13 protein-coding genes and 2 pseudogenes are annotated in these 16,220 nt (G+C 51.6%); 10 read left to right on the forward strand and 5 right to left on the reverse strand.

Annotation, left to right across the window (positions count from 1 at the left end):
- Window positions 1-356 precede the first annotated feature (356 nt).
- From IAE39_RS00475 to IAE39_RS29945, 3 genes are all read left to right on the forward strand, one after another.
- Window positions 357-1,535 (forward strand): hypothetical protein, encoded by a 1,179-nt coding sequence (locus IAE39_RS00475; protein ID WP_201198393.1) that lies wholly within the window; start codon window positions 357-359, stop codon window positions 1,533-1,535.
- A gap of 73 nt (window positions 1,536-1,608) precedes the next feature.
- Window positions 1,609-1,971: a histone-like nucleoid-structuring protein, MvaT/MvaU family gene (locus IAE39_RS00480; protein ID WP_201198394.1), complete on the forward strand. Its 363-nt coding sequence runs from the start codon at window positions 1,609-1,611 to the stop codon at window positions 1,969-1,971.
- Between the two features lie 271 nt (window positions 1,972-2,242).
- The gene (locus tag IAE39_RS29945) at window positions 2,243-2,851 is read left to right on the forward strand and encodes an alpha/beta fold hydrolase (RefSeq protein ID WP_201198395.1); all 609 of its coding nucleotides are present in this window, start codon (window positions 2,243-2,245) and stop codon (window positions 2,849-2,851) included.
- A gap of 124 nt (window positions 2,852-2,975) precedes the next feature.
- Here the strand turns inward: IAE39_RS29945 and IAE39_RS00490 are convergent, their stop codons facing one another.
- Window positions 2,976-3,653, reverse strand: a complete 678-nt coding sequence (locus IAE39_RS00490) for a type 1 glutamine amidotransferase domain-containing protein (protein WP_201165522.1) — start codon at window positions 3,651-3,653, stop codon at window positions 2,976-2,978.
- A 16-nt stretch (window positions 3,654-3,669) separates the two neighbouring features.
- Window positions 3,670-4,413 (reverse strand): SDR family oxidoreductase, encoded by a 744-nt coding sequence (locus tag IAE39_RS00495; RefSeq protein WP_201165519.1) that lies wholly within the window; start codon window positions 4,411-4,413, stop codon window positions 3,670-3,672.
- A gap of 123 nt (window positions 4,414-4,536) precedes the next feature.
- Between IAE39_RS00495 and IAE39_RS00500 the strand changes: the two genes are divergently transcribed.
- Window positions 4,537-5,454 (forward strand): LysR family transcriptional regulator, encoded by a 918-nt coding sequence (locus tag IAE39_RS00500; protein WP_236408527.1) that lies wholly within the window; start codon window positions 4,537-4,539, stop codon window positions 5,452-5,454.
- A gap of 137 nt (window positions 5,455-5,591) precedes the next feature.
- Here the strand turns inward: IAE39_RS00500 and IAE39_RS00505 are convergent, their stop codons facing one another.
- Window positions 5,592-5,975: a LysR family substrate-binding domain-containing protein gene (locus IAE39_RS00505; protein WP_236404152.1), complete on the reverse strand. Its 384-nt coding sequence runs from the start codon at window positions 5,973-5,975 to the stop codon at window positions 5,592-5,594.
- A 207-nt stretch (window positions 5,976-6,182) separates the two neighbouring features.
- Here IAE39_RS00505 and IAE39_RS29575 point away from each other — a divergent pair, with 207 nt between their 5' ends.
- From IAE39_RS29575 to IAE39_RS00520, 3 genes and pseudogenes are all read left to right on the forward strand, one after another.
- Complete coding sequence (locus IAE39_RS29575; RefSeq protein WP_328804914.1) at window positions 6,183-6,278, forward strand: hypothetical protein; 96 nt, start codon at window positions 6,183-6,185, stop codon at window positions 6,276-6,278.
- Window positions 6,279-6,643: 365 nt separating this feature from the next.
- A pseudogene (locus tag IAE39_RS00515) lies at window positions 6,644-6,863 on the forward strand (electron transfer flavoprotein subunit beta/FixA family protein); the annotation flags it as partial.
- Window positions 6,864-7,791: pseudogene (locus IAE39_RS00520) on the forward strand (electron transfer flavoprotein subunit alpha/FixB family protein).
- A gap of 122 nt (window positions 7,792-7,913) precedes the next feature.
- On the opposite strand, the gene IAE39_RS00525 reads toward IAE39_RS00520, so the two are convergent.
- Together IAE39_RS00525 and IAE39_RS00530 are read right to left on the reverse strand one after the other, a co-directional pair.
- Complete coding sequence (locus IAE39_RS00525; RefSeq protein WP_201198399.1) at window positions 7,914-9,215, reverse strand: hypothetical protein; 1,302 nt, start codon at window positions 9,213-9,215, stop codon at window positions 7,914-7,916.
- Between the two features lie 162 nt (window positions 9,216-9,377).
- Window positions 9,378-11,741, reverse strand: coding sequence for a TonB-dependent receptor (locus tag IAE39_RS00530; RefSeq protein ID WP_201198401.1), 2,364 nt, complete (start codon window positions 11,739-11,741; stop codon window positions 9,378-9,380).
- A gap of 600 nt (window positions 11,742-12,341) precedes the next feature.
- Between IAE39_RS00530 and IAE39_RS00535 the strand changes: the two genes are divergently transcribed.
- The 3 genes from IAE39_RS00535 to IAE39_RS00545 all read left to right on the forward strand — a co-directional run bounded on the left by IAE39_RS00535 (window position 12,342) and on the right by IAE39_RS00545 (window position 16,163).
- Complete coding sequence (locus IAE39_RS00535; protein WP_201165511.1) at window positions 12,342-13,256, forward strand: LysR family transcriptional regulator; 915 nt, start codon at window positions 12,342-12,344, stop codon at window positions 13,254-13,256.
- Window positions 13,257-13,767: 511 nt separating this feature from the next.
- Window positions 13,768-15,351 (forward strand): ABC transporter permease, encoded by a 1,584-nt coding sequence (locus IAE39_RS00540; RefSeq protein WP_201165509.1) that lies wholly within the window; start codon window positions 13,768-13,770, stop codon window positions 15,349-15,351.
- On the forward strand, window positions 15,348-16,163 hold the full coding sequence (locus tag IAE39_RS00545; RefSeq protein WP_201198403.1) for an ABC transporter ATP-binding protein: 816 nt from the start codon (window positions 15,348-15,350) through the stop codon (window positions 16,161-16,163). Before IAE39_RS00540 ends, IAE39_RS00545 begins: the two co-directional genes overlap by 4 nt.
- Window positions 16,164-16,220: the final 57 nt, after the last annotated feature.

The following is a 16,220-nucleotide window of genomic DNA, read 5'->3' on the forward strand; positions in this document are numbered from 1 at the left end:
TTTGAGTAACAAAAAATGAGTGAAGCTCACTGATACCTAATGGGGATAGCTACGTCTGGCGTATGCATGCCTAGGAATGTGACGGCTGACATTAAAGATTGGTAGCTCATGCGACAGCATTCTGCTGGGGGCGAGTGGGGTGCTGAGCTGTGCAGTATCAAACCATCGATGAGTGCCAAGCTGCTCAGCGTTGACGCGGATGCATGCTCAGCAGATTCGTTGAGAGAGAGGTCGTCTGTTGACCAGACGTGGGCCGTCTGATGCAGCGATGGCAGCCCTGATTACATTCGTTGTCGAGTAGATACTAAGCCTTACGCCGATTGCTACAACTCCTCGGGCGCTACAAAGGATCAGTGATGTACGTCGAAAAGAGCTTCACTCCTCAGCAGCTATTCGAGATGGTCTGGGCACGACCGGTTTTGATAATCGCCAAGGAAATTGGCGTATCTGATGTAGGCCTGTCGAAGGCCTGCCGCAAGGCCGGGATCACATTGCCTGCCCGCGGCCACTGGGCTAAGCCAGAGTCGAAAAGGCCCCGGCGTCCAAAACCGCCAGTCTCCACTATACCCATCACGTTCCATGTTCTGGATATCCCAAAATCTGAGAAACCTAAGCCCCAGAGCCCAGTCAAAGACCTCGGCACGTTAATCGTTCCAACGGAATTGGTAGACCCGCATCCGTTGGTGAGCAAATGGCTCGCTGCAGCGAAGAAAGCCAAGGAGCTCAACGGCGCGCTAGTAGTAGAGAAGTCGCGGGTTTTGAGTTCCCACATTTCTTCGACGGAAATTGGCCGGTGCGCGATTCTGTTCGACAGCCTGATCAGGGCGAGTGAGGCCGTGGGCTACACGTGGGGTGTAAATGACAATGGAAGCTTCGTACGCCTGGACGGTGAGGATTTACTGATCACGATACAAGAGCGGATTAAACGATACGATATCCCTCCGCCGCCCCCCAAACCTTTCAAGCCTGGTCAGAGGGGGGAGCCTGATTTCACATCTATGAGAGCAGCCCGCTTTGGCTGGGAACCTACTGGCGTGCTATCCCTCATCGTGGATGCACGATCAGAGGTTTTGATCCAAAAAACTTGGACGGACAGTAAGACCGGTAAGCTTGAATCGAAGCTTGGTCAGATATTGACAGGATTTGTTCGAATTGCTGCCTCTGTGAAAACCCGAAGGTCATCTGACGAAACCAATCGGTGTCGTTGGGCCGAAGAGGAGCGGGTAAGGAGAGAGAAGATTGATCAGCAGCGTCGTCAGGAAAAGCTGCGTCAAAATTTAATGATAAACCTGGAGAATTGGGAGCGAGCTCAGCGACTGCGCGCGTTTATTCAGGCGACGATGGATGCGTCACCGCAGGACGAAGCATCTCAAATGGCACTGGCTATTTGGGTTAGCTGGGCTACGCAAAAAATCGAGCTGCTCGATCCTCTAAAAGTAGATATTCAGAAGGTTGTCGACTTGTCTGTGGATTTGCCAAATTCTGAATATGGTTACTGGAGCAGTGGCAAGAAGCCCGAGGATTGGTGGCCCTGATTTTCATTTGGATTTGAACTTAACCTGCGTTAAGATTCTCTACAGATCACTCATCACATTTTGGAGTATTTACATGTCCCGTCTGGCGGAATTCAGACAGCTCGAGCAAAAACTCGCCGCACAATTAGCCGAATTGGAGGCCATGAAAGGTAGCAGTGAGCTTCAGAACGAGATCGAGTTTGAAACCAAATTGCGCGATTTGCTTGCAAAGTATGGTTACAGTCTGAGAGATATCATCAACCTGCTGGATCCGCAGGCTGGTCGCCGTGCTGCCCCGGTAGCTGCAGAGAGGGCTCCTCGCCGTGCCCGTCAGGTCAAGCAGTACAAAAACCCGCATAACGGGGAAATCATCGAAACAAAAGGCGGCAACCACAAGCTTCTGAAAGAGTGGAAAGCTGAATACGGTTCTGACGAAGTCGAGAGCTGGGTGTCGTAATTTGTCGCGTGCACTGGCGGTAAGCTAAAAAACGGCCTTAGGGCCGTTTTTTGTTCGTGCCAGTTCTTACTTGAGAGGTTGGATTTGACATCTTCACAAGCGTCCTTAACCTAGCCTGTGCGCTTTGAACGTACTGTGAAGTGGCAAGGTCTTTCTTGAATTTATGCTTTGAACTCCGCAGGCCTAGCCAAACGAACGAATAGCAGGCACTGTGGTAATACCATTCAGCGCCTACAAAAGCGCTGTGCCTACACAGAGTCAAGGATGAGCTGTGACTACCCCTGAAAGCGTTTTCTTTCTACCTGGAGCCTCTGGCAACATCCAGTTCTGGCATCCGGTTGCTGAAAGACTCAGATCAACAATACCCACACACCACATGGGATGGCCTGGCTTCGGCAACACAGCGCCCAGCCCGAAAATCACTAGCCTGAAGCATCTTGCATCGTTGGCATTGGACGAAATCGATAGACCCACGGCATTGGTAGCCCAATCCATGGGGGGAGTCGTAGCCATCCATATGGCCCTTGAGCGGCCTGAGTTGATTACCCATCTGACCTTAGCTGTCACTTCGGGCGGAATGGACGTTTCTGCAATGGGTGCCGAGGACTGGCGGACAGAGTTCGAAACTGACTACCCGAACGTACCACGCTGGTTTCTGGATGACCGAACCGATCTCACGGCTCGCCTGCATGAGCTACGCATGCCGGTATTGCTCCTATGGGGTGGCTCAGATCCCATAAGCCCATTACGGGTCGGGCAGTTGTTAGCACAACGCATCCCTGGCGCTCGGTTGAAAGTTTTTCCCGAGGCTGCTCATGATCTAGGGCGTATGCATGCTAGAGAGGTCGCGAACCTGATTGATGAACACCATGGCTTTTGAGGTGTATCGAGTCGCTTTCAAGCAAGCTCCGTGAATCAGGCATTGGAATTTGCTATGCGGCGATGTGCCAAAGACCGTATCGAGCTGGCCTGAGCCCTCTGTGAGCTCAGGCCAGCTCAAGCGATTACTCCATTTGGGCGAGAAGTGCTTTAGCCACACCTTCAGAGCTTGCTGGGTTCTGACCTGTAACCAACTTGCCGTCTTCGACGATGAATGGAGCCCAATCTGGGCCCTTCTCATAATGGCCCCCCAGGCGCTGAAACTCATCTTCGATCAGGAATGGCACCACGTCGGTCAACTCCACGGCGGCTTCTTCGCCGTTGGTGAAACCCGTTACCCGTCGGCCTTTGATCAACGGGGATCCGTCACTACCTTTAACATGGCGAAGTGCACCAGGCGCGTGGCATACGAACCCGATGGGCTTGCCGGCGCGTTCGAATGATTCGATCAGGTTGACAGAGGTTTTCGACTCTGCGAGATCCCACAGAGGGCCATGCCCACCTGGATAGAATACTGTGTCAAAGTCTTCCGCACTGACCGTATCGAGCTTGATGGTTGCTGACAATGCCTTCTGGGCGGCTAGGTCAGCATTGAACCGGCGCGTCATGTCGGTTTGGAAATCAGGCAGTTCACTTTTCGGATCGAGTGGCGGTTGCCCACCCGCTGGGGATGCCAGCACAACCTCGGCACCTGCGTCTTTGAAGACGTAGTAAGGTGCAGCGAACTCCTCCAGCCAGAAGCCCGTTTTCAGGCCGGTGTCGCCCAGTTGATCGTGCGATGTAAGGACTATCAAAACTTTCATTTCACTATCCTCTCGATCAGAAATCCTGAGATGTTGGACGCAGGACAATTTCATTGATGTCCACATCCGCCGGTTGTTCGATGGCAAATGCGATGGCTCGCGCTACAGACTCTGCAGGAATTGCGTTCTTGTAGAAGTCAGCCACCGCCTGTGCACTGGCTTCGTGACCACTACCGAATTTCAGCTCGGAATCGACCGCGCCTGGCTCGATGGTGGTGGTACGGATGTTCTTCCCTACCTCATGGCGCAAACCTTCCGAGATCGCCCGGACTGCGTATTTCGTACCGCTGTAGACCGAACCGCCAGGGCTAAAGACCTTGATGCCCGCAACAGACGAGACGTTGATGAAGTGACCCGACCCTTGCTTTTCAAACAGGGGTAGGGCGGCAGCAATGCCATACATCACCCCCTTGATGTTGATGTCGATCATCCGATCCCATTCATCAACCCGCAGTTCAGAAATAGGCGCGATCGCCATTAGGCCAGCATTGTTGATCATCACATCCAAACGGCCAAACGTGTCCACTGCGTGTTGCACGAGGGAAATCAAGTCCTCACGACGTGTGACGTCCACCACGAGCGCCGTGGCTTTTCCACCGCTGGCTTCGATTTCTGCAGCAATTGCTTTGAGGCGATCTTCGCGTCGTGCAGCCAACACGACCAAAGCGCCCTTGCTGGCCAAGTGGCGAGCAGTGGTCTCACCCAGGCCGCTGCTTGCACCCGTGATGACGACGACCTTTCCTTCGATACCTTTGCTCATTTCAGAAGCCTCATTAGGTGGAGATGACACCGATTATGAGTTGTCAAATCATCACAGAGAATGGAATATTCAGGATTTTAAAATTCCAAAATATGGAACAATAACGTGCTGAATCGGCTTGAGATGGTGAGGGTTTTTTTGGCGGTCGTTGATTGTTCATCCTTTCGCGAAGCTGCGAATCACCTAGGAACATCGCCTCAGAAAGTTACCCGGGCGGTGCAGGAGTTTGAACGACTCATGGGCGAGTCGCTGTTCCACCGCAGCACGCGACAGATGAGAATCACAGATTTCGGAAGGGAGCTCGCGCAAGAAGCGAGGGCGGCAATAGAAGGCTTTGACCAGCTCTTCTCTAGAGCGGATCGCGGTGATGGGCAAGAGATCATGGGGCGAGTGGGACTGACTGCACCGCATGCGATCGGCAAGCTCTACCTAGCCCGTTTCCTGGCTGAGTTACGTCGGCAGTATCCGAAACTGAGCATCGACCTAACTCTGGACGATGAGCTAACGGATTCGGTGGCATCCAAAATCGATATCGGGATTCGAGTGGGTACTGTCCGCGATCGTCGATTCATCGCGAGGACGGTGGCAAGCGTTCCGTTGCTTGTCGTGGCCGCACCTGAGCTCATAGCCAGTGCTGGAGCGCCATTGAGTCTTATGGAGCTGAAGACCATGCCTCTATCGCTGCTTCAGGATCGTAGATCCGGACGCGGTTGGCCGTGGATTTTTCCCAACGAGGAGAGCTTCATTCCCGAGCAACCTGGCTTCACATGCGATGACCCGGAAACTGAGTTGGAAATGGTGCTGCAGGGGGGCGTGTTTGCTCAAATGCCTCTTTACTTGGCTGAGCCTCATTTGTCGCAAGGCACCCTCGTTGAGGTGATGTCAGATCATGCTCCGCAACCACTCGATCTGGTTCTCTACCGGACGCGCCCAGGGCCTGCGCCGCGGAGAGTAAGGTTGGTCTATGACTTCTTACTGGAAAAGCTCAGTGATCAACGTCTATTTCCAGGGGGAGCACCTACGGTTGGGCATGTGCCGTAGCAATAAACCGGTGTAGTGGTGCGTTCGAGAACGTGAAAAGGCTGACATTCCGGCAAGCCGCGTGGCATTGGGTAGTCTCAGATCACTGCAGGTGCAGAAAAATGGAGAGGGGTTGATGGCGGGTGCTCCTGCTGTTTTCAGTTCAGCCACTTCTCCGCTTCCCCCAGAAAATGCATGACTGCTCGCGATCGTTCGTCCACTCGAGTGATGAGCGACAATTCGCTCTGCATGTCTGGCTGACTCAGTTCCAGAGTGCGGATGCCCGGCATGCTCAATTGTGTAAGGGTCTCAGGAAGAATACTGATCCCGATGCCAGCGGCTATCAGGCCAGGAATGCTCATCAAGGACGGCACATACATGATGTTAGAGGGGTGCAACTGGTACTGACGGCATAGCTGGAGAGTGTGTGAGGTGAGGCCTATCCCAGCAGGGTCTTCCAGAAAGATGAATTTCTCTTGTCGGAGAGATGCCAAGTCACCATTGAAGTCCTGTGCCAATGGATGATTGTCAGGGGCCAGCAATACCAACCTGGAGAGGCTAAAACAGTGTGTAGAGGTGAGCTTCTCGGTGATGCAAAGCGCTCACTCATCGAACTGGCTTATGGGAGAAGTGAGTCTTTGACTCAGGGCTGCCAACATGCTCGACAGTGACTCAGCCATACCGGTCGATCTCCTATCAAGTGAGTTATATCAACACCGCTGCTGCTAAAAGGGCTGGAGTTCGATCATGTGCTCATACCGGATGCTGCTCATTTTCTGACCGAGCGCTTCGCCTCGGCCAAGCTCTTTTACGTTGCGATTTCGCGAGCTAGACACCACTGGTGATTGTCTCTTCAAACCCTATCTTGCAATTTCCTAGGCCAGTGCTTTAAGCCAACCCCTAGGAGAAAAAAGCATGGCGCAATTAGGGGGGCTGGTTGACTAGTTGGACGGCCATAGAATTTTTGCCAATACCGCTTGCTGCACAACCCTCGGAGTCAGTGCCAGTGCCTCTGCACGGTCGACTTCGGACGCCCCTGTAAAGATCGTTTCTCACCGGAGCGATGTAGTGCAGCCAGCGCCTCTGGGAGGCGTTGGAATTGCGACGGTTACGGGTCAGGTGTAAGTCGAGAGCAGAGCTCGCAAGAAATCTTGCCTGCGGTGAACGCTGCTGAGGATTGTGTAGTCGCGTTCTCCGTCGTGGGAGAGATGACCTGCGCCTGAACGAGCCACGCTATGCGTCGCTGCCGAACATCATGAAGGCCAGGAAGAAGCCGCTGGAGACCGTCAAGCCTGACGATCTGGGCGTTTCCCTCGTTTCGACCCAAGACCGTGAAAGTTGAAGCGCTGGCTGCCCGCAGCGCTGGCATCAAGGTCAAATCGGTGGCCGAACTGGTCGAGAAGCTGAAGAACGAAGCGAAGGTGATCTAAATGACTATCTTGGTTGTCGCTGAATACGAGAATGGTGCCGTAGCCCGGCCACCCTGAACACTGTTGCCGCTGCCGCCAAGATCGGTGGTGATGTGCACGTCCTGGTCGTTGGCCAGAACGTCGGTGGCATCGCCGAATCCGCCGCCAGGATCGCAAGCGTGGCCAAGGTGCTGGTTGCCATAACGCTGTCTACACCCACGCTCTGCCAGAAAACGTAGCGCCGCTGCTGGTCGAGTTGGCCAAGAGTTACAGCCACGTGCTGGCCCCGGTCACTACCAACAGCAAGAACATCTTGCCACGCGTTGCCGCGCTGCGGGACGTCGACCAGATCTCCGAAATCATCTCGGTAGAATCTGCAGACACCTTCAAACGCCCGATTTATGCCGGTAACACCATTGCCACCGTGCAATGGAGCGCTACGGTCAAGGTCATAACTGTGCGCACCACCGGCTTCGACGCAATAGGCGCTGAAGGTGGCTCGGCGACTGTTGAAACCGTCTGCTCTACGCACAGTGCGGGTATCTCAATCTTCGTCGGTGAAGCGCTGGCCAAGTCCGACCGCCCGAAGTTGACCGCTGCGAGGGTCGTTGTATCCGGTGGCCGCGGCTTGGGCAACGGTGACAACTTCAAGCACCTGTACAGCCTGGCCGACAAGCTCGGCGCTGCCGTCGGTGCCTCGCGCGCTGCGGTCGACGCAGGCTTTGTGCCGAACGATACGCAGGTCGGCAAGACCGGCAAGATCGTTGCGCCACAGCTGTATATCGCCGTCGGTATTTCCGGCGCGATCCAGCACTTGGCCGGCATGAAGGACTCCAAGGTGATCGTTGCGATCAACAAGGACGAAGAAGCGCCGATCTTCCAGGTAGCCGACTACGGCCTAGTCGCTGACTTGTTCGAAGCGGTTCCTGAGCTGGAAAAGCTGGCCTGATCGGCCTGCAGCCGTACACGTAACCCGGGCTCTTGCAACAAGGCCTGGGTTTTAGCAGCACAATCTAAGATGATCGATTTTGGTCTCAGCCATGCCAGCACTTACTCATTATACCTCACTAACTACGAATCATTACGCCTTGAATAGCTTGTCATTCGCTTGTCCAGCAACGTTTGGCTTATACTAGATGAGTGGCGCCTGGTAATTCGGTCAGGTAAATCTTCAATGGATAGAATGTGGAATGACTTCACTCCACCAATACTGCCACCTGAGGGTATTCCTTGCACTCGAATCGATACATACCCGTTAAGGAGCCCATCGGTTGATAGCCAGTTCACAAATTTGGGATCTGTATTCGATAGCACGTAAGTGTAAGTGCCATCGGGGTTTGACACTGCCTGTGCTCCATTCAGGCTGCCTGTTTTATTGATGTAATTCCGAGAACGAGCCCACGGATCCATAACTTGAGTACCGATATAATTGGCTGATCCAGGATCTACTGTGATGACTAAAACCTCATCTTCAACGAGTGTAAAGCGCCGATTGACGACCCATCCCCAGCCCCCAGTTCGCAGCAGGAGTTCAGGTATCTCACCGTCGATCACAGGTTGAATGCTGCTGAGAATAGGAAGCCAGTAGTCAACGAACTCTGGAACAAGCGCCTCAGCATCTTTTGTAAGTTTGTCAAATGCTCTCCTCGGCTGAAGTGAAGGGCCAGAGACCCGCCGAATGCTTAAGCGGTTGGGTGATTGCTTAGCCCAGTCAGACAGGACATCCCTAATCATGAGGTATTTTGCATCGGCGGTACTCTGTATGTGGTTAGCTCTTCCATTTGCAGGCTGATTGTCGATGGTTATCTCAAAAAAACCATCGAATCCTACTAGAACTTCATGGTTAGCTAACATCGCAATATGATTCTCTCCAGTCATGCCCTTCCAACTGCTGGTGAGCTCAAAAAGATACTGTGATGGTGGTGCGCTTCCTAATTTCCCAGTAATTAGGTACTGACTATGACTATCAATTGCAACGATGCGATAAACGTTGTCGGGGTTGTCAACAATGTATCGTGCGCCTGGCCAATCCCTTCTGGGAGGGCTCTCATGTAGCATTATATTAGGCCGCTGTGGGTCGTCTGCGGCCAAGTACGAGATAGCCCCCATTGCTAACTCGCGAACTGCTGAAGGTAGCGTCTTTTGAGCGTCAGCTGTTTGGGCCAGTGGCAATGAGCCAAGTTGTTTTTCCAGCTTTTCGATAGTTGCTTGGATGTTTGGCGAATTGAACAGGCGCAAGCATAAATTTTCTAGCTCTTTATTTTCTTTCGTAAGCAGCGCGGAGGAGAACAATTCCGCTTGTGGCTTCAAATCATTCAATGATTGAAGTGTATTAGGTGTTGGGAGGTGGGTCGAAGATCTATCTTGGCTCATTTATGCCTCATTTATCTAAGATAGTTGAGCATTGGATTGCGCTGTGAGTATTCTTAGTCGAGTGTGTCAACGGGCTGCGTTGGGAGCAGACAATCCCCGGTCAAGGAGGCCGCAGGGCGGCCTCTAATTCTGGTGTTCTAGATATTTATTCTATTCGCTTCGTCAGAAGTCATACCGCGCTGTTGCGCCCAAAGTTCGGGGTGTGCCCAAGAATCCTGAATAGCCACCATTGATTTCATTGAAAAATGTAGTGTAGTAGGTCTTGTCGAAGGCGTTTTTGACCCACAATGATAAATCCCATTGGCCTTGCCCCCAGTTACCTCGTAATCCTGTTGAAAAATTGGCTACGCCATATGCGGGGATTTTCGCATAAGATGAATCCTCTACGGTGCCTACAGCTTTAGAGCGATAAGCGTAGCTACCTGTGACATATGGCACTAGGTTATCGCCCCAATGCCATTCATACACGCTGTTGATGTTGGCGATCCATTTTGAAGCGCCTACTACTTGATTACCGCTGAGATCACAAGATGCTGGGGCTCCGGGTTGATAGGCTACCTCGGGAGGGCAAGGGGCATCTTTATAAGAAAGATAGCGTACATCGTTATAAGAGCCATTGACGTTTATCGTCAGGCCACGTAGCGGGATGAGCGTGGCTTCTAATTCTGCCCCGCGAGACCTAACTGAACCAGCATTGGTTAAATACTGGACACGATTAGCTTCGTCATACCCAGTGGTCTGATAACCATTGACTCGAGTCCAGAACAAGTTGCCGTTCAGTTGGAGGCGGTTGTCAAGTAAAGTACTTTTGATGCCCAATTCAAGGTTGTTCGCACGCTCGCTGCCGATCTCTAATGACTCTGCCCCTGCTGTAGGCGCGGTGCCGACAGAAAGGTTAACACCACCGGATTTTTCGCCGTGCGAAAGTGTCACATAACCGAGAAGATCTTCGTTGAAGATATAGCTTAAGCTTAATAGTCCAGATGGACTGAAACTATATTGATTTAAACTCCCAGATTCATACGCTCCGAACCGAGCGTTTCGGGATACTAATGCAGCGCCTGAAACTGGCTCGCCGCCAATTGATGGGCTACGATTGACCCAGGCGTCTTTCTCTTCGTACGTACCCCGCAAGCCCGCGGTGAAGTCCAATTTTGGCGTAAGGTGCCATGTCCCTTGGCTGAACAGCGCGAAGCTGTTGGTTTCAATATGCCCCTTGCCAAGGCTTTGAACGTTCGATAGAGCGCCAGTTGGAGTTCCATTCCATAGGTCGGCCAGAGGGCCATTACTGATTTTAGTTTCATTGTCTAAATCAGATCCGAAATAGTAGGCTCCCAGAACGTAATCAAATGTGCCACCAATAGGAGAAGCCAGCCTGAACTCTTGTGACCATTGTTTATCCTGAACCGACACGCCACTGTTGTTAGTGACTGGTACATTTAACGTGTCATCGTTACGAGGGCTGAAATCCCACCATCGGTAAGCGCTGACGGATGTAAGAGTGAAGTCACTAGATAGCTTCCAATTCGCCTCTGCCGATAGCCCACCTTGGTGCACTGTAACGCGCTGAACTCCATCTATATTGACTCTGCGCTTGCGTCCATCAACTAGTGTGGCGCCGACGGCAGCAGCTCGGGATTCAAAGCGGTTGACGCCATTAATAGTTGGGCCCGTGCTGTAGAGTGGATGTGTGCCGGCGCTAGAAGACTCCTCATTGTAGTCGCCTATGATGCGTAAACTGAAGTCTTCACTAGGTTTGTATAGTAATTGACCTTTAAACCCCTCTCGAGAACCGCCATTGAGGTCATGGCCATTATATTCATTTTTCAGGTCACCATCGCTGCGACTTCGGTACGCCGAAAAGCGTCCGGCCATCACTTCGGAAATAGGCCCGGAAATAGTCCCTTTTGTCTGGAAGAAACCATCCTCTCCGAATGAAGTTTCGATGCTCCGCTCAGGTGTAAAGCTCGGCAACCGAGTGCTAATATTGACTACCCCAGCGGTTGTGTTCTTGCCGAACAGAGTACCCTGTGGGCCGCGCAGTACTTCAAGCTGTTCGATGTCCATTAGGTCAAACACTGCCATCCCTGGCCTTCCTAAATAGACATTATCAATGTACAATCCGGCGCTTCCTTCTAACCCATCGCTACCGGGGTTGTTGCCTAGTCCGCGAATTGATACGCTTGACTGCCTAGCATGCATGTAGGCCACGTTTAGACTAGGTGTCAACTGCTGAAGATCTTGTATGCGGTAAACTCGCTGGTTCTCTAACGCCTGTCCGCTTATAACACTCATCGTAGCCGGTACATCCTGAGCACTTTCCTCGCGACGGCGGGCAGTTACCGTCACTGCTTTCAGGCGTGTATTATCCAACGTTGCATCGCTTGCCGCTTCGGGCTCTTTGCTAGCGGGATCCTCCGAAGCATGTGCTGGTGAGCAGGCGATGTAGCTTGCTAGCAATAAAGTCGCTGGTAAGGTTTTAAGCGGAAAAATTGGTTTCGTGGAAATACGCGATAAATAAGTCATTGAAGTTCCTTGGGACGTAATCACACCCATTACCCAAGCCATCTCGAATTTTTCGACTCGAATTTGGGGGCTTGGTTAATTTGTTGTGATAAATCTGCGTCTATGTTAGTTGTTTCTTTTTTATTGGGATGGCGCCATAAAGCTGCGTGGGGTGCTAGCTACATGCTTATCTGTTTCCACTCGCAGGCAATACTAAAAAAGTTGAAAGTTAGGGTGAGCGAAATATCGTTATGGCTCTGATCGTCTAACCGTGACCATTCCTCGAGAACAAGCGCTTTAGACTCGAGTGATGGTGTGTTTCCTGGTCGAGCGAGTCACGCCTTCCACTCGACGTTACTATTCTCATTGCAGCACCTACGCCCCTTGACACTCGGTGGTCGGTATAGCTGTAGTTGGTGTGTTTGAAAATTTTGGTAGTACTGCTCAAGGACGAGCCTCCAGGCTTGGTCGGTTCTACACGCGGCGAAGTTAGGCTCATATGCCTTTATGATCTAAACAAAGATCTAAAGCTTTGTTGACGGCATAAGAGTCAGCATTTAAAACCTCTGTCTGGCTTAGGGCCAATACTTTCGACCTATTTTTTAGATGCCGGGAACGCATATGGATTTACGCCAGCTTCGCTACTTCATCGCTCTTAACGAACATCGCAGCTTCGTACGGGGAGCTGACGCCATGGGAATCACACAACCAGCCTTCAGTCGCAGTATCCAGGGATTGGAACAGGAATTTGGTTGCGTATTGATAGATCGTGGCAGCAAAGATCTGCGTCCGACGCCGGAGGGTCATGTAGTATTACACCATGCACTCAATATACTAAAAGACGCTAATCAGTTAACCCGAGAAGTAGCTCAAATGACGAAGCTCGATGCCGGTGAGCTTCACTTTGGTTGTGGCCCTGCTCCGGCGGTGAAACTAGTTCCGGACGCCGTAGCGGGATTTGCGGCAGCTTATCCGGGTGTCCGAGTCAGATTCGAAACTTCTAACTGGGAAAAACTAAGTCGTAGTTTGAATCGAGAGGAGATTGAGTTTTTTGTTGCCGATATTCGCCATTTCGAGTCAGATCCTAATTTTCATACTCAGCCACTCACACCACGACGCGGAGTGTTTTTTTGCAGGCCGGGACACCCATTGTTATCCAAGACTAACTTGTCTCCTGACGATATTTTCGATTATCCGTTAGCAAGTGCGATGTTGCCTCCAGGAGCCCGTAAACGCCTTGCTGCAACCAGTGGCCGTTTGGATTTCGCTCTAGCGATACAAACCGATGATTTCAGTAGCCTGGCTAAGATTGTACGGAACACTGATGCGGTCGGCATGAGCACGGAGGAACACTATGAGCAAGATATTCTTCCTGGATCGTTGGTGCGTCTGCGTTTCCGCAATTTTCCGGGCGAACAACCTGGTGGCTCAGCAATTTTCGGGATTATTAGTCGTGCAGGCTTCCGCCTATCTCCTGCGGCGCGAGCGATGATTGATATAATTGTTGGGCTAGATAAGTCGCACTGTGCTGCTTGAAATAGGTTAAAACATGCTTAAATTTTTTGCTGTATGGATGTTTGCAATAAGCTATTGTTGTTGCGCTCCGTCTATGTGTGAGGGTTCTAAAATTCAAAGTACCGTTTAGCATTTTTAATAATGCTGGTGAGCTATTTTGATATCTTATTTATCCTAAAGCGTCTATGTCCTTATTTAGGAATACGTTTTTTGTTATAAAATTCAATGTTTGACTATGGTTGCTGGGGTCGCTGCTTGACGTTTTAGAATGCTCATGCATATTTCTCGTATATATCTCGTTTTGTAGAAAATATGCGCAGAGCGATGCCTCAAGTCGTATTAAATTTTATGAGGCGGTGCAGTTATGCATGTGTGGCATAGAAAATATTCGGATAAAGCATTGGCGGTTTTTGCAGAAGACGGTACTAATGACGTCTTTTAACTCAAAGACCAGTTCACATGTTTAATAGTAAGTTGATGCGAGTATTTGATCGCTGGTTTGTAACCTACACGCCAACCTTCGGAGAGTCGAATGCTTGGTGACCGAACCCTTTCTGTGTCACCTCGTTGGCATCCATGGTGGATTGTTTTTACTGTCCGTCTGAGCGGCGCCTATGTGCCATTGCTCATCTTCGCGCTGTGGTGGATCGCTGCCCGAGACCACCTGATGAGTGCGCAAATTCTTCCGTCGCCGGGGGGGGTTTGGCTAACCGCACTAGAATTAGGCCGCGGGGAAATCTGGCAAAATATTGCAGTGAGCCTTCTACGTCTGGGGCTCGGCCTGCTGGCAGGCATTAGCTTCGGCGCGCTGCTCGGTGCTTGCCTAGGCGCCAGTTCGAGACTGCAGAATCTGGTGCTCCCGACCTTCAGCGCATTGGCGCAGATTCCGACGCTGGCATGGATTCCACTGTTTATGGTTTTCTTCGGAATCGGTGAGTTACTAAAACTCATGGTGCTTATCAAAGCCGTTGTGGTTCCGATCACGCTACACACTCTTGTAGGCGTACGCGATGCTCAACCAGGCTTGCGGGAGGCCGCTGCGGTGTTGCGTCTGCCTAAATTGATGCTCATCCGTCGGTTGATCATCCCCGCCGCAATGCCATCATTCATGGCTGGAGTGCGTTTGGCGCTCTCTGCGGGCTGGTCATCCTTGCTGGCAGTGGAGCTATTGGCATCGAGTGAGGGCATCGGTTACCTAATGGTCTGGGCTCGGCAGTTGTTTATGCTCGACATCGTATTTGTATGCATCGCTGTGATTGGCTTGATTGGAGTGGTTTTGGATCTGTTGATTGGCTGGGTTGATCAGAAAACAGTTCACTGGCCACATCCACCGACCTCACGGCTCAAGCGCTTTCACCGCCCTGGCGGTCGGCAGAGTCTTACAGCTTTGTATCTGCCCCTGACACTGTTGGTATTGTGGCAAACCGCGTACCAGCTCCATTGGGTTGATCGGGAGATATTGGTATCGCCCTTGCGAGTCTTGGGAACTCTCTTTGCAGGCATGCTCGATGCCAGTTTGCTGCACGCCATTTCCTCCAGTCTTACCCGAGCACTTATGGGCTTGCTCATCGGGGGCTTTTTTGGATTAGCCGCGGGCCTGCTTCTAGGGTTATCCCGGCCTGCTGAGCGACTATTTGGCCCAAGTTTGGGAGCCCTAAGGCAAATCGCGATCTTCGCTTGGGTTCCACTGCTAACTGCTTGGTTCGGATTAGGCGAGTCGGCGAAGTGGGTGTTCGTATCATTCGCGGCGTTTTTTCCATTATATATCGCCACTCATCGGAGCGTCGCTAGCCAGTCAGAGCAATTGAATGAGGTCGCGCTAGTGCTAGGGCTGAACCTGCAGCAACGCCTCAGGAAATTTGTGTTGCCCGGCGCTGCGCCCGGCATCTGCAGTGGATTGCGTCTGAGTCTGATTTATTCTTGGCTAGGAGCAATCGGCTCCGAATACTTCATGCCGTCGAATGGTGGTATTGGTAGCCTAATGATTGGGGCGCAACAACTAATGGATATGGACAAGATTATGGCTGCGATGCTGCTGGTTGGGATCACTGGCGGGATGATCAACCACCTCGGGCACCGTATAGAGGCGCGTGTCACGCGCTGGAGGCAAGCATGACTCATCCAATCGTTAGCTTTACTAATGTTGGAAAAGCTTTCAATATCGACGGAGGAATATTCCAGGCGATCAATGATTTTAACTTGGAAGTTTCAGAAGGTGAGTTCATTGCAGTCGTGGGCGCCAGTGGGTGCGGTAAATCTACTCTATTACGTCTATTGGTTGGTTTGGAGACTGACTATAGCGGTGATATACGCGTGGATGGGAGGAGAGTTGAAGTAGTTGGTGCGGGTTGCGGCATGGTGTTTCAAGAGCATCGGCTTTTTCCATGGCTGACAGTGGAGGGTAATGTCGGCTTGGGGTTAGTAAATGATGGCTCTACTAACGAGCAGAAAAAGCGGAAAGTAATGGAGTTTATCGACCTGGTAGGTCTTAGCGAGTTTTCTCGTGCCTATCCGCATCAATTGTCCGGCGGAATGGCCCAAAGGGTGGCTATCGCTCGAGGTCTAGTGGGGAGCCCACGCATCTTGCTGTTGGATGAGCCTTTCGGCGCGCTGGACGCGCTCATTCGTCAGCAAATGCAAAATGAGCTGCTTCAGATTCGTGAACAGTCCAAGATCACGACTGTGATGGTCACTCATGACGCGGAAGAAGCAATCTTTCTCGCCGATCGAATTGTTGTGATGGCTCCTCGTCCAGGACGTATCAAGCGTATCATCAAAGTTAACCTGCCTCGACCACGTAGTCGTAGTCAGTACGAGTTTCATTTGCTGCGTGAAGAGCTTTTGCATGAGCTGACAAGTGATGAGCTCTATGTGTTGCCTAATAAAAACAGTATCAACGGTATTGATTCCGCTCTCATTGCGCAGTAAATATTCAGCCTGCTGTGATGTCACGAGCAAGGCGAGGTTTTTTGCTTGTATCTAACT

The organism is Pseudomonas sp. S37, from assembly GCF_016658545.1.
Lineage (GTDB): Bacteria > Pseudomonadota > Gammaproteobacteria > Pseudomonadales > Pseudomonadaceae > Aquipseudomonas.

Bases quoted from the DNA above. Each gene is read 5' to 3' on its own strand.
- IAE39_RS00475 (WP_201198393.1), top strand. From the start codon at position 357: ATGTACGTCGAAAAGAGCTTCACTCCTCAGCAGCTATTCGAGATGGTC.
- IAE39_RS00480 (WP_201198394.1), top strand. From the start codon at position 1,609: ATGTCCCGTCTGGCGGAATTCAGACAGCTCGAGCAAAAACTCGCCGCA.
- IAE39_RS00490 (WP_201165522.1), bottom strand. From the start codon at position 3,653: ATGAAAGTTTTGATAGTCCTTACATCGCACGATCAACTGGGCGACACC.
- IAE39_RS00495 (WP_201165519.1), bottom strand. From the start codon at position 4,413: ATGAGCAAAGGTATCGAAGGAAAGGTCGTCGTCATCACGGGTGCAAGC.
- IAE39_RS00500 (WP_236408527.1), top strand. From the start codon at position 4,537: ATGGTGAGGGTTTTTTTGGCGGTCGTTGATTGTTCATCCTTTCGCGAA.
- IAE39_RS00525 (WP_201198399.1), bottom strand. From the start codon at position 9,215: ATGAGCCAAGATAGATCTTCGACCCACCTCCCAACACCTAATACACTT.
- IAE39_RS00530 (WP_201198401.1), bottom strand. From the start codon at position 11,741: ATGACTTATTTATCGCGTATTTCCACGAAACCAATTTTTCCGCTTAAA.
- IAE39_RS00535 (WP_201165511.1), top strand. From the start codon at position 12,342: ATGGATTTACGCCAGCTTCGCTACTTCATCGCTCTTAACGAACATCGC.
- IAE39_RS00540 (WP_201165509.1), top strand. From the start codon at position 13,768: ATGCTTGGTGACCGAACCCTTTCTGTGTCACCTCGTTGGCATCCATGG.
- IAE39_RS00545 (WP_201198403.1), top strand. From the start codon at position 15,348: ATGACTCATCCAATCGTTAGCTTTACTAATGTTGGAAAAGCTTTCAAT.